This window comes from Collinsella aerofaciens, assembly GCF_028209625.1.
In the GTDB taxonomy this organism is placed as follows: domain Bacteria; phylum Actinomycetota; class Coriobacteriia; order Coriobacteriales; family Coriobacteriaceae; genus Collinsella; species Collinsella aerofaciens_AM.
The window spans coordinates 145,068-159,038 of sequence record NZ_JAQLDU010000001.1; the positions used below are offsets into that span (position 1 = coordinate 145,068).

Sequence of the window (13,971 nt, forward strand, 5' to 3'; positions counted from 1 at the left end):
AGCGCTACCCCCTACTCGGTACGGGCAACCTGGTCGATGCGGTAGCCCTCAATGGTGTCGCCAGGCTTAATGTCCTGGAAGTTCTCCAGGCCAATACCGCCCTCGGAGCCGCTCTTGAGGCTCTTGGCCTCATCCTTGTAGTGGCGCATCGAGGCGATCTTGCCGTTGAAGACCACGATGCCGTCGCGCACCAGGCGCACGGAATCGGTCGCGGCGATCTCGCCCTCTTCGACGCGGACACCGGCGGCGATACCGACCTTGGGCACCTTGAAGGTGTCCAGAACGGTCGCGGTACCCGTGGAAACCTCGACCTCGGTGGGCTTGAGCATGCCGATACGGGCTGCGTCGAGGTCCTCGAGGCACTTGTAGATGACGTCGTAGCAACGGATCTCGACGCCCTCGCGCTCGGCGGCGGAGCGGGCCTTGCCGTCGGGACGGACGCCAAAGCCGATGATGATGGCGTTGGAGGCGTCGGCCAGAACGACGTCGGTCTCGTTGATGGCGCCAACGGCGGAGTGGATCGTGTTGATGCGCACTTCGGACTGGTCCATCTTGTCGAGGGAGTCCTGAAGGGCCTCGATAGAACCCTGGACGTCGGCCTTGATGATCAGGTTGAGCTCCTTGACCTCGGCGTCGGCGATGGTCTCGAAGAGGTTCTCGAGCGTCACATGCTTCACGCGGCTCTGCTCCTCGATGCGGGCCTTGAGCGAACGCTCGTCGGCCAGGGCGCGAGCCTCGCGCTCGTCCTCGAACACGCGGAACTCATCGCCGGCGTTGGGGACGGACTGCAGGCCCAGGATCTCGACGGCGTCGGAGGGACCGGCCTCGGTGACGGCGTTGCCCTTGGGGTCGAGCATGGCGCGGACGCGGCCGTAGGTAAGGCCGGCGACCAGCGTATCGCCCACGTGCAGGGTACCGCGGGTCACGAGCACCGTGGCAACCGAGCCGCGGCCCTTGTCGAGCTTAGCCTCGAGGACGTTGCCCGAAGCGAACGTATCGGGGTTGGCCTTGAGTTCGAGCACGTCGGCCTGGAGCAGGACGGTCTCGAGCAGGTCGTCGATACCGATCTTCTGCTTGGCGGAGATGTTGACGAACATGTTCTGTCCGCCCCACTCCTCGGGGATGATGCCGTACTCGGTGAGCTCCTGGCGCACGCGGTCGGGGTTGGCACCCGGCTTATCGATCTTGTTGACGGCGACGACGATGGGGACGCCGGCGGCCTTGGCGTGGTTGATCGACTCGATGGTCTGGGGCATGACGCCGTCGTCGGCAGCCACGATCAGAATGACGATGTCGGTCACCTTGGCGCCGCGGGCACGCATGGCCGTAAAGGTGGCGTGACCGGGGGTATCGATGAAGGTAATCTTGCGGTCATTGATCATGACCTGCGAAGCGCCGATGGCCTGAGTAATGCCGCCCGCCTCGCCGGCAGCGACGCCGGTGTGACGGATGGCGTCGAGCAGCGAAGTCTTGCCGTGGTCGACGTGGCCCATGACGGTGACGACCGGGGCACGCGGCTTAAGGTCGGCGGGATCGTCGTAGAACGAGAAGGTGTTCTCCTCCTCGGGGGTGATGATCTTGATCTGGCGGCCCAGGTCGTCGGCAACGAGCTCGACGAGGTCGTCGGACATGGACTGCGTCATGGTAAGCGGCGTGCCCAGCAGGAACAGGCGCTTGATGATGTCGTTGGCCGGAACGTCGAGCGCCTCGGCGAGCTCCTGGACGGTAACGCCCTGGGAGACCTTGATGGCGTCGAGGTCCTCGGGGTTTACGCCCTGGGCCAGCGCCTCCTCAATCTTGCGCTCTTCCTGAGCCTTTGCGGCCTCGCGCTCGCGCTTCTCCTTGCGCTTTTTGCGGCGACCAGTGGACTCGCGAGAGGCCTCCTCGACGGCGGCACGAGCCTCCTCGAGCACCTTCTCGCGGCTGTACTCCTCGGCCTCGCGAGCCATGCGGCTGTAGTGGTCCTCTTCGTTGTTGTGACCGCCCTTGCGCTTCTTGCCCTTGCCCTGCTTGTCGGGGTTGGGGAAGTCCATGCCGGCAGCGACGTTGTTGCTGGCATTGGTGCGATGGCTGTGGGGACGGCTCTCGGAGGCGTTGCGCTCGGAGTTGTTGTCGGAGGCGTTGCGATCGTTACGACGGCCACCGCGACGGTCGTTGTTGCCGCCACGACGGTTGCCGCGCTCGGCAGCGCGCTCGGCCTTGGCCTTCTGCTCGGCGTCCTTCTTCTCCTTGAGCACGGTCTCCTGTGCGGCGATCTGGTCGAGCAGCGAACGGAAGCGCGAACCGGAGTCGGAAGCGGGAACGGCGCGACGCTGGGCCTCGCGGGCAGCCTCCTCCTTCTCGCGAGCAAGACGCTCCTGCTCGGCCTTCTTCTTGGCCTCGGCCTCGGCGCGGGCGGCCTCCTCGGCAGCCTGGGCGGCGGCGAACTGGCGGCGCTCCTCCTCGCGTGCCTTCTCGGCGGCGATGCGCTCGCGCTCGGCCTCGGCAGCGCGTGCTGCCTCCTCGGCGGCGGCAGCCTGCTCCTCGGCCTGCTTGGCGGCCTCGACTTCCTGGGCGCGGGCCTCGATCACCGAGGCGAGCTGCTTGCGGACCATGGCGACATAGGCGTCCTCCAGGGCGGAGGAGGCGGACTTAGCGGGAATCTTCATTTCGGCGAGATGACCCATCAGTTCCTTGGAGGTCATGCCGAACTCTTTGGCCAGGGTGGACACACGGACTTTTGCCATATGACTTCACCTACCCTTTCTGGCACCTTGGGTGCCTAGAGACTGAACGAGCGTGGGAGATGCGCCGGGACCTGCCCGGCGCGACCGCGCGCTAGATCAGGTCCTCCGCATCATCGAAGGCGTCGGTGTCGTGGACACCGCAGAAACGGGAGCCGGGACGGGCCTGGTTGCGGCACTGGATGCCGTCCTCGGACACGAACTCGCAGCGACGGACGTCCTCGTCCTCCTCGTCACCGATCAGGTCGGCGGCGGGCTCCTCGTGAACGGGAACGTTCTTGAGGATGTCGGCGGCAAGGGTCTCGGACTTGATGTCGATGTGCCAGCCGGTCAGGCGCGCGGCGAGGCGGGCGTTCTGGCCCTCCTTGCCGATGGCGAGGGACAGCTGGTCATCGGGCACGATAACGCCGGCGTAGGCCTTCTCCTCGTCGATGAGGACGCGGGTGACCTTAGCAGGCGACAGGGCGTTGGCGACGTAGACGGCCGGATCGGCATCCCACAAGATAACGTCGACGCGCTCGCCACGGAGCTCGCCCACGACGGCGCGAACACGGCTGCCCTTGGGGCCGACGCAGGCGCCAACGGGATCCAGGCGATCGTCGAGCGAGTGGACGGCGACCTTGGAGCGCTGGCCAGGCTCGCGGGCGATCGACTTGATCTGGACGGTGCCTTCATAGATCTCGGGCACCTCCTGCTCAAACAGACGACGCATGAGCTCGGGGTGGGTACGGGAGATGACAATCGGCGGACGGCTGTGCTCGCCGCGAACCGGCTGCAGGTTGGAGTTGGGGTCGCGAACATCGATGATCACGGCCTTGATGTGCTGATTGTGCAGGTAGCGCTCGCCCATCGGACGCTCGTTGCGCTCGTTCTCGTAACGGCGCTGATCGAAGTGCGGAAGCTCGGCCTCGACGCCCTCGCGAATCTTGACGATCGTGAAGTCGGGGGTGGACTGCAGCACGGTACCGCTGATGAGGTCACCGATACGGCCGGAGAACTCCTCGTAGATCTGCTCGCGGGCGGAGTTGCGCACGATGGCGTTGATCTCGGCCTTGGCATGCTGAGCGGCGATGCGGCTCGTGTTCTTGGGGGTGACGTCGATCTCCTCGAACTCGGTGAAGTTGCCCTCCTCGTCCATGGAATCGTCGATCGGCTCCAGGCGGTAGACGTAGATCTTGCCGGTGGTGCGGTCGATGGTCACCTTGGCGCCCCACTCAAGATGCAGGATCTCGGCATAGCTCTTGGCGAGTGACTGCTCCAGGCGGTCGATCAGGTAGAGCTGGTCGATGTGCCTCTCCTGGCAAAGCTCCATCAGGGCGGACATCATGTCGGATGCTGCCATCTTACTTTCCTTCCTTCGCGGGCTTGAAGTCATAGGTGGGCTTCAACTTGCACTTTATAACATCAGAGAAATCGAGGGTGACGGAGTCGCCGTCCTCGAGCTCGAGGGTCACGTTCGTCTCGGTGGCGGCGGCAATCTTGCCGGCGTACTTGCGACGGCCCTCGGTGGCGGTGGAGGTGAGCTCGCAGTTCTCGCCCACAAAGCGGGCAAAGTCGCGCGGGCGGCGCAGCGGGCGCGCCATGCCCGGGCTCGACACCTCGAGCGTGTAGCTCGAAGAAATGGGGTCGAGCTCCTCGATCACGTCGCCGACCCACTTGGTGTTGGCCGTGACGTCGTTGAGCGACAGGCTCTGACCCTCGGCACCCTCGATACGCACGCGCACGCAGGGGGCCTTGGTGGCACCCACGAGCTCGACGTCGACGATGTCGACATCGTGCTGGGGAGCGACGGCCTCGAGCGCGTCGATGATCGCCTGCTCGGTCTTGGTCTTGACCATTGCGGCACCTCCATCCATACAAAAAAGAAGCGGGGCCGAAACCCCACTTCTTTCAATTACAACTTCATTTGCAAGCAAACTATACCAATAGCTGCGGAAACGCGCAAGCACAGTACGAATCTGCAGGTCAGCGTGCGCACAGGTTCTCCACAAGAATAGAACAATTGACCGCGGGCGCTTTGGGCAGGTAAAACAAAACGAGGGACGACCCAGCCGGATCGCCCCTCGTCTTAGAAGCATCAGCTATGCGTGCGACGTTTACTTGACCACAAGGTTGACAAGCTTGCCGGGCACGCAGATGGCCTTGACGACGGTCTTGCCCTCGGTCCACTTGGCGACGGCGGCCTCGGCGACGGCCTGCATATCCTCATTGGAGGCATTGCGGGCCACCTCGACGCGGCCGCGGACCTTACCAAGCACCTGGACCACGATCTGCACCGTGTCCTCAACGGACTCGGCCAGGTCGAACTCGGGCCAGGCGGCGGTGTAGGCGTTGCCCTCGCAGCCGAGCGCCTCGTGCCACAGCTCGTCGGCCCAGAACGGGCAGATGGGGGCAAGGACGCTCACGATATCCTTAGCCACGCCGTAGCACAGCGCCTTGTCACGGGAAGCGCCCTCAGTAGCATTGAGGTAGGCACTCGCGGCATTGACGAGTTCCATGACGGCCGAGATGGCGGTGTTGAACTGGCCGCGATCGAAGTCCTCGGTGCACTTGGCGATGGTGCGGTGACGCTCGCGATAGAGCTTCATCGCAACCTCGTCGAGCGCGGACTTGTCGAAGGCCACGTTGGCGTCGCCGGACTGGACGAGCTGCCAAACGATACGCCAGGCGCGCTTGATGAAGCGGTTGGCGCCCTCAACGGCCTTGGGATCCCAGTCGAAGTCCTTCTCGGGCGGGGCGATAAACAGGATCGCCAGACGCATGGTGTCGGCGCCGTAGGGCTCGATGACCGAGCTCGGGGGCACGACGTTGCCCTTGGACTTGGACATGGTGTCGCCGTTCTCGTCCTTGACCATGCCCTGGCACAGCAGGTTGGTGAAGGGCTCGTCCACACTCAGCAGGCCCAGGTCGCGCAGTGCCTTGGTAAAGAAGCGGCTGTAGAGCAGGTGCAGAATGGCGTGCTCGATGCCGCCGATGTAGTTATCGACGGGCATCCAACGGTCGGCGGCCTCGCGGGAGAAGGGCTGCTCGGTGTTGTGCGGGTCGGTATAGCGCAGGTAATACCAACTGGAGCAGGTAAAGGTGTCCATGGTATCGGTCTCGCGCTTGGCCGGGCGGCCGCAGACCGGGCAGGTGGTCTCGTAGAACTCCTTGCACTCGGCAAGGGTCTCGCCGGCGCCCAGGTCAAGGTTCTCGGGCAGCGTCACCGGCAGCTGGTCCTCGGGCACGGGCACGATGCCGCAGTGCTCGCAGTGGATGGCCGGGATGGGGTTGCCCCAATAGCGCTGGCGGGAAATGAGCCAGTCGCGCAGACGGAACTCGACCTTACGACGACCGCAGCCCATGGCCTCGAGGTCGGCCACGATCGCAGCCTCGCCCTCGGAGTGCTTGCCGCCGCGCATACCGGTGTACTTGCCGGACTGGACCAGCGTGCCCTCGGCAGCGTGGGCGCATTCCCAGTCGACAGTCTCGGCATGGAAGGTATCGATGGTCTCGCCGCTGGCCTCGACGGCAGCGCGATCATCGTCGTCCAGGATAATCGGCACGATCGGCAGATCATACTTGCGGGCAAACTCAAAGTCGCGCTGGTCGCCGCAGGGAACGGCCATGACGGCGCCGGTGCCGTAGTCGGCCACGACGTAGTCGGCAACCCACACGGGGACCTTTTCGCCGTTAACGGGGTTCACCACGTAGCGGCCGGTAAAGGCACCGTGCTTCTCGAGAGTGCCCTGGGCACGCTCGACGGCAGAAATGTGCTTGGAGTCCTCAACGATCTTGGTGACGGCCGCCTCGTACTCCGTGCCCTCGACGAGCTCGTGCAGACGGGCGTACTCGGGAGCCAGGACAAAGAAGGAGACGCCAAAAAGGGTATCGGCACGCGTGGTGAAGACGGTGATCTTGCCCTCATCGCCCTCGATGGGCTCGCCATCGGCATCGCACAGGGTAAAGTCGACCTCGGCGCCCTCAGAGCGACCGATCCAGTTGGCCTGCATCTGCTTGACGCGCTCGGGCCAGCCGGGGAGCTTCTCCAGGTCGTCGAGCAGCTCCTGGGAGTACTCGGTGATCTTGTAGTACCACTGCTCAAGGTCGCGCTTCTCGGGCTCGGTGCCGCAACGCCAGCACTTGCCCTCGGTCACCTGCTCGTTAGCCAAAACGGTCTTGCAGGTGGGGCACCAGTTAACCGGATTCTTCTTACGATAGACCAGGCCCTTTTCCCACATCTTCTCAAAGATCCACTGGCCCCAGCGATAGTAGTCGGGGCTGCAGGTCTTAACGGTGCGATCCAGGTCGTAGGAGAAGCCCATGCGCCTCATCGTGGCGAGCGCCTGGTCCATGTTCTTATACGTCCAGGCGGCAGCCTGCGTGTTGTGCTTGATGGCGGCGTTCTCGGCGGGCAGGCCAAAGGCGTCAAAGCCGATGGGGTGCAGCACGTCAAAGCCGCGCATGCGGGCCTGACGGGCCATGGCATCGCCGATGGTATAGTTGCGCGCGTGGCCCATGTGCAGGTCGCCCGACGGATACGGGAACATTTCGAGCACGTACTTCTTGGGCTTGGTGGCGTCGGTGTCGACGGCAAAGAGGTTCTCGTCGTCCCAGGCCTTCATCCACCGGGACTCAATGGCCTGCGCGTCGTAGGCAGGGATCTCATCCTTATGATCTGTGCAATCGCACATATCAGCTCCTTTGTTAGCTGGGTTGGGGCGGGGCGTTCTTACCTTTACTCGCTGCTGCGGACAGTCCTGCTCGCACGAAGAGCACATTAAGTGCTCTTCGGCTCGTGCGGAACTTGCAGCGAGCAAAGATAAGAACGCCCCGCCACATCGTTAACTCGACTGATGATAGCAAATACAACAAGCGAGATGCCTGCGACTTGCAGGCATCTCGCTTTATCTAAATAACGTGGTTGAGGCTCAACCTTTATGTGCAGGTCTTATCTTATCGATACGTTACGCTCTGTTGGGAGTCCTTGACTACGACGTCGTGGGCTCCGCCTTCGACGATCGAGGTCGAGGAGACCAAGGTCAGACGTGCCTTTTCCTGGAGCTCGGGGATCGAGAGGGCGCCGCAGTTGCACATCGTGGACTTGACCTTGTAGAGCGTGCCGCCCACGCCGTCCTTGAGGGAGCCGGCGTAGGGAACGTAGGAGTCGACGCCCTCGACGAAGCTGAGCTTCGCGGCGCCGCCCAGGTCGTAGCGCTGCCAGTTGCGGGCACGCGCAGAACCCTCGCCCCAGTACTCCTTCATGTACTGGCCGTTGACGTTGACGCGCTCGGTCGGGCTCTCGTCAAAGCGGGCGAAGTAGCGGCCCAGCATCATAAAGTCGGCGCCCATGGCAAGGGCGAGCGTCATGTGGTAGTCGTAGACGATACCGCCGTCGGAGCACACGGGCACGTAGACGCCGGTCTCCTCGTAGTACTCGTCGCGAGCGCGGCAGACGTCGATCAGCGCGGTGGCCTGGCCACGGCCGATGCCCTTGGTCTCGCGGGTGATGCAAATGGAACCGCCGCCGATACCGACCTTGATGAAGTCGGCCCCGCAGTCGGCCAAGAAGCGGAAGCCCTCGGCGTCGACGACGTTACCGGCACCGACCTTGACGTCCTCGCCGTAGTTGGCGCGGATCCACTCGATGGTGCGCTTCTGCCACTCGCTGAAGCCCTCGGAAGAATCGATGCACAGGACATCGGCACCGGCCTCGATGAGCAGCGGCACGCGCTCGGCATAGTCGCGGGTATTGATACCGGCGCCGACCATATAGCGCTTGTCGTTATCGAGCAGCTCGTTGGGGTTGGTCTTGTGGCTGTCGTAGTCCTTGCGGAAGACGATGCCCATAAGGTGATCGTTGTCGTCGACGATAGGCAGGGCGTTGAGCTTGTTGTCCCAGATGACGTCGTTCGCAACCTTGAGGCTGATGTTCTTGTCGCCCACGATGAGCTGCTCACGCGGGGTCATGAACTCGGAGACCTTCTTCTGGTGATCATCGCGACTGGGGCGATAGTCACGGCTGGTGACGATGCCCAGGAGCTTACCCTTGGGAGTACCGTCGTCGGTGACCGGCATGGTGGAGTGACCGGTCTTCTCCTTGAGCTCGATGACCTGCTCCATGGTCATGTCGGGGGTCAGCGTGGAATCGGACTGAACGAAGCCAGCCTTGTGATCCTTGACGGCCTTGACCATAGCGGCCTCGGACTCGGGGGTCTGGGAACCGTAAATGAAGGACAGGCCACCCTCGGTAGCGAGCGCGACACCCATGTCGACGCCCGAGACGGACTGCATGATGGCGGAAACCATGGGGATGTTCAGGGTGATTGCCGGCTTCTCACCGCGCTTGAAGCGGGTTAGCGGCGTCTTAAGAGAGACGTTGTTGGGGATGCACTGCGAGGACGAGTAGCCAGGGACCAGCAGATACTCCGAAAACGTGTGGGACTCACCGGGAAAGAACGTAGCCATGTTTCTCCTTTTTCCATGCGACCGGTCGGCTGCAGGCCTCGTAGGACCCAGCCCAACCTTGGGCGCCCAATACTGGGGAAGTATCTTAACGCACTTTGACTGCTACAATGCATGATTTAAGAAGAGCACACGAGGGTTTGACGCAGGCTTTGCGTTTACCCAGCAAACACTTTAGCGGGGAGACGTGGAGCACATGGAGTACAAGACGACGGCAAAGCTGGTCATTCAAGCGTGCGACAAAGACCTGCCAGGCGTGTTCGGCCATGGCTGTGTCTTGCTGCTGCAGGGCATCGCCCGCGAGCACTCGCTCAACCGCGCCGCCAAGAGCATGGGCATGGCGTATTCCAAGGCCTGGCGCATCGTAAACGAGGCCGAAGGTCAGCTAGGATGCAAACTCATCGAGCGCGACGGCGCCCGCGGATCATCGCTCACCCCCGCCGGCGAGCGAGCCATAGCGGTCTACGAGGAGCTGCAGGCCGACATCAACAACGTCATCGCCTCAAAAGCCGACGACCTCATCGCCAGCATCAATGCAGGGTAGTCCTTTTAGACGGTTTTTAGCCCACAGCGCCCTCGGGTTGAGGCTCGCGCCACAAAACGGGCCCATCTACTACGTTTAGTTGAATACCCACGACTATACCGGACATTATGAAAATAAAACCGCTGGTAAACCGCTTGGTAATTTTCAAAATAGGCGGGTGTGGTCGAACCCTATTGCTTAAACGTAGTAAATAGGCCGTTTTCGTGACACAGACCCCGATTAGCTACTTGCGAAGGGCGTTATCGAGAGTGGCAGCCACCTGCAGGGGATCGTCGGTACCGGCGAAGAGGCGGATGGTGCTCCCCTGCTTGCCGCGTGGAGCCGAAAGGCGCGTCGTTGCGCCGCCGGCGGGCGATGTGCGGAATTCGTCCGGCAGTATGCTGAATAATTCACCCGCGATGCAGTCCATCAGGTCAAACTCTACTGCCGGGCCAAAACCGTGCTCCAGGATGCCGGTCGCGATGGCATGGTCGGGATGCGAGGTCAGCCCGGGATAGCGCACGTTGCATACCATCTCGTTGGCGGCCAGATACTCGGCCAGCGCACGGGCGCGATCGAAGTGCGCCTGCATGCGAGCATCAAGCGAGGACAACCCGCGCTCCAGCACGCCGGCCTCCTCGGCAGACAGGTCAAGAGCAGGCGCACCGCAGTCCACAAGCAGCGCGTGCGAGCACTCGGCAGCGGCATCCACGCGATGGCGCTTGAGTTGCGAGCGCGCCACCGAAGCGGCGACGAGTTTGCGCGGCGCAACGCCGGCACACACACGGTCGAGCGCCTCGAGCGAAAGCACGGCGCCCAGACGCAGCGGGTTGCACCCAAAGACGCCTGACACAGTGTTATCAACCACGAGCAGCGCATGCGCCTCGCGAGCCGCGCGCCCCAGAGCACGAAGATCGGGCACACGCAGACCAAACCCGCCGATGGAGTTGACGAACCACCACAGGTGCGGCCCCTCGGCATCAAACGAAGCGTCAAAGCCCTCAGACGCAGCAGCAAACGCCGCAGCCGCGGGCTCCCCCACCAGCGCAACATCGCAGCCATCAAAGCCGCAGGCAAACGCATCGGCAAAATCGTCCGCAAAGGCCACCAGGCGGTCACCGGGACGCACAATACGCAGTAGCGACAGAGCCGCCGGCACATGCGGCGCTGCAGCAAGACGCGCCTCACGCGCGCCGGCCCTTGCAGCCCAGGCCTCTTCTAGCTGCTGTACATCCACACGGCACCGTCCCTTCATAAGCAAAAACCCACGATGCGGGTGTTCCCCGCATCGTGGGCAACGGCTGCAGTATAGCGCCGATGGGCGACGAAGCGCCTAGATGCTGAGCGTGTGATAGGTCACGCTCGCACCCGGAGCGTCAACGGTCACGCCATAGGCCTCGGGTGGCCAAAAGCGTCTGCAACGTCGAGCATCTCAAAGTTGGCATCCCAGCTGTCAAAGATACGATGCACCAACACCGCGAGTTCCTCGGCACACAGCAGGGGAAACGGCGCATCTGCCGCACCCTGAAGTGCGACCGACCCGCCCGAGCATGCCTCGAACAACGGCACCAAAAATGGGTCGGTTAATGCCGGCGATGCGGTATACAGATACGGCACGCGCAGGACTTTGGCTTGGATGCCGTCGCGCGATGCATAGTAACGGCACAGGTCGTTGGCAGCGCGGGCGATAATGCCCTTGCCCGTCTGGGCGCCACTGGCGGCCGTGGCGTCGTCGTCACATCCGCCAGTGGTGCCCTCCGCACCCGCGGGCCCCGCAATAAACAGCAGCTGCACATTGCGTCCCATACAGGCACGAAACACCGAGCGCAGCAGTTCGATGCCGCCAAAAGTCTCGGTATACGGGGTAAGGTAGGTAGAAAGGTAGACCACGCGGTCGAACTCGTAGGCCTGCTCCAAGTGCTGGAGCAGCTCTTTCCACGAGGCATGGGGCGACAACTCATCACGACGCGCATCCTTGGCGGCTACAACCTTAACGTGGTCCCCGGGGAATGCCTTGGCGCAAAAGTCATCGTCAACATATGCGGTGTTGCCAACAACCAGCACCTCCATGGCGTACTCCTCCCCTAAAATCCACTTTAGTCATAGTCAAACATGCGTATTTTACGCTGTCAACGCGAGCTGGAGCGCCTTTAAGGCTGTTTTAAGAACTTTTTTGGAGGATGTGGGGACTTCGAGAGTGCAAAATGAGCGCCCAATCCGGAAGTACGCGGCAAATTCTTGACATGCCGACCACACTGGATAGCGACAACGTTTCTACCTGCGGTTTCTTTACCCAAAAACAACGGCGTGCTCGAGGGCTCCGGAATTTGCAGCATACTTCCGGCGGGCACTCAGCTGCTATTTCAACAAGTCAACCAGCAAAAACTCTCCGCTCTTTCGCTTACTCGTCTCCGCATGAGCTTTAATTGCCTTTACAAGTTTTTCGCCGTTGCCCCAATATTCCTCAAGAAAGTCCTTCTCTTTAATTTTGCCTAGTCCAAGACGCTGCTTGCAGAATTCATTAGGCTTAAGCCGTCTATCCCTTCTGGTCGCGTTCTCCCAATCCCGATAGGCACCCTCGGCGTGAATCACAAGCATCTCGACCTCCGGCCGCGTAACAAAACTCAGCACTTTAGTGCCGTTCTGTCTGCGCTTTGGAAACTCAAACTTGGGAGCGCTGCTGTCCACAATCCGTGCGACCGCAAGTCCTTCAGCCCCAGCAGTCTCGTAGTTCATCGAGAAATAGTCGTTTGCAATTTCGGAAGCCTTGCGTTTTCGTGTGTAAGGACGATCAACAATGAGGGCATCTTTGACCACTCGTTCTCTTGGGACGATCAACAAATCGTTGTCATACAGCTCCTGAATAACGACACCCTCTGCAGTTCCTTCACAGCTAAACAAGACAAAACGACTTGATAGAATGTCTTTTGCCTGATTACCCATTGATGTGCTCGCAAACATATTCGCGCATCGCTTGAACGTCGGGGTACTTAGGCATAGACCCCTTAATCACATTGTTGATGATCACATCGCTCTTTTTGTTCTCAATCCGATTGATACGCTCGGAATACTTGATGAGCTCTGTCTTAAACGAATCGTCGCGCACAAGAACAAAGACATTGTCTTTACGTCTCAGCACATCAAGGAGCTCCGAGTAATGAGTCGAAAAGAGCAAAGTTGCCCCATGGGGGTTCGTAACGGGAGAAGCAAAAAGCTCAATCACTGTGCCAACAAGTGATCTATTAAGACCCGTTTCAATCTCGTCCACAATCAGATAGCCCCCATTTCTGAGAGCGGTTATCGCTTGATTGACCAGCTCAGCGCCCAAGATCGTTCCATTTGACAGAACAGAAGTCGCGATCGCGACATTCATCACTCGCTCCGCTCGCTCACCCTTAAACTTAAGATGGAACACTTGGTTTTCCTTGTTCCAGACAAGATATTCAACACTCGGATCAAAAGCCTGAACAACAGGGGTTGGCAAGCTCGTCAAAGGCAGCGTGCGCTCGGGGGACTCCACCGAGACCACCTTTTTACCCGTGATGACAGACACGATTGACATGTTGTCATCCAGAAAAGTTCGTTGGGCATCGTTAAGAACAAGGTCACCATCATCAGGCCCCTCACGAACCAGAATAGGCTCAGAAACATCCTTCAGATGCTCGATATTCAAAACGACCTTTCTAGAGACGCGCGATACGGGGCATCTCCAAAGCCATTCGTTCTCAAATGCAAGCGATTCCGCAAAAGAAGTATCCTCCGCAGCTACGCCATCTACTTTGCGAAGCCGAGACTCAATAAGATAGACCGAACCTTTTTCGAAAAAAACACAGGCAACATTGACTTGGCGCTCCAAGTTTCCGAGAACATCGGAGCCAGTTGCAAAGCGGCGCATAACAAAGCTGCCAGACATATAACCAAGTACAAAGCGCACGAGGTTGAGAGTCGTTGTCTTGCCGGATGCGTTAACGCCAACAACGCCCATTACATTTTGAGAATAGAGCGAGGACCCAACTGGCAGCGGAAACACGTCAGCATAATTACCTTCTTCATCGCTCAAAACTCGATCGGCAGCAATAAAATCAAGTTCTAAACGTTTGTCCTTAAATAGTGTGACCCCATCGATTCTTAATTTAAGAAGTTTCACAGCGACCTCCTCTTAGACAATTCAATTATAAACAGTTTTCCTGTTTATAATTTGAAAAACAAGATTTCTGAGAAAAGCTCAGTCATTTAAGTTCATGCACAGAGACCCCCGTCGACCGTTGCGATGTTCGCAGA

At 60.6% G+C, this 13,971-nt stretch carries 10 protein-coding genes; 1 reads left to right on the top strand and 9 read right to left on the bottom strand.

Annotated features, from left to right (window positions below; all coding sequences use genetic code 11):
- Positions 1-11: 11 nt before the first annotated feature.
- The 5 genes from infB to PMW70_RS00655 form a co-directional block, all read right to left on the bottom strand.
- Entirely contained in the window at positions 12-2,726 is a 2,715-nt protein-coding gene (infB, locus tag PMW70_RS00635) for a translation initiation factor IF-2 (protein WP_271743570.1), read from the bottom strand.
- A gap of 91 nt (positions 2,727-2,817) precedes the next feature.
- On the bottom strand, positions 2,818-4,065 hold the full coding sequence (nusA, locus tag PMW70_RS00640; protein ID WP_271743571.1) for a transcription termination factor NusA: 1,248 nt from the start codon (positions 4,063-4,065) through the stop codon (positions 2,818-2,820).
- A gap of 1 nt (position 4,066) precedes the next feature.
- Complete coding sequence (locus tag PMW70_RS00645; RefSeq protein WP_271743572.1) at positions 4,067-4,561, bottom strand: ribosome maturation factor RimP; 495 nt, start codon at positions 4,559-4,561, stop codon at positions 4,067-4,069.
- A 258-nt stretch (positions 4,562-4,819) separates the two neighbouring features.
- A complete protein-coding gene (gene leuS / locus PMW70_RS00650; RefSeq protein ID WP_271743573.1) occupies positions 4,820-7,396 on the bottom strand; it encodes a leucine--tRNA ligase in 2,577 nt (858 codons plus the stop codon).
- Between the two features lie 262 nt (positions 7,397-7,658).
- Positions 7,659-9,170, bottom strand: a complete 1,512-nt coding sequence (locus tag PMW70_RS00655) for an IMP dehydrogenase (protein WP_117803302.1) — start codon at positions 9,168-9,170, stop codon at positions 7,659-7,661.
- Positions 9,171-9,363: 193 nt separating this feature from the next.
- On the opposite strand from PMW70_RS00655, the gene PMW70_RS00660 reads away from it, so the two are divergent.
- A complete protein-coding gene (locus tag PMW70_RS00660; protein ID WP_118256098.1) occupies positions 9,364-9,711 on the top strand; it encodes a winged helix-turn-helix domain-containing protein in 348 nt (115 codons plus the stop codon).
- A gap of 223 nt (positions 9,712-9,934) precedes the next feature.
- On the opposite strand, the gene PMW70_RS00665 is transcribed toward PMW70_RS00660, so the two are convergent.
- From PMW70_RS00665 to PMW70_RS00680, 4 genes are all read right to left on the bottom strand, one after another.
- Positions 9,935-10,927, bottom strand: coding sequence for a PLP-dependent transferase (locus tag PMW70_RS00665; RefSeq protein WP_271743574.1), 993 nt, complete (start codon positions 10,925-10,927; stop codon positions 9,935-9,937).
- Between the two features lie 146 nt (positions 10,928-11,073).
- Entirely contained in the window at positions 11,074-11,760 is a 687-nt protein-coding gene (locus tag PMW70_RS00670) for a hypothetical protein (protein WP_118256100.1), read from the bottom strand.
- 288 nt (positions 11,761-12,048) lie between these two features.
- Positions 12,049-12,633: a hypothetical protein gene (locus tag PMW70_RS00675; protein ID WP_271743575.1), complete on the bottom strand. Its 585-nt coding sequence runs from the start codon at positions 12,631-12,633 to the stop codon at positions 12,049-12,051.
- Positions 12,626-13,837, bottom strand: coding sequence for an AAA family ATPase (locus PMW70_RS00680; RefSeq protein WP_147346289.1), 1,212 nt, complete (start codon positions 13,835-13,837; stop codon positions 12,626-12,628). The genes PMW70_RS00675 and PMW70_RS00680 overlap by 8 nt, the downstream gene beginning before the upstream one ends.
- Positions 13,838-13,971 lie beyond the last annotated feature (134 nt).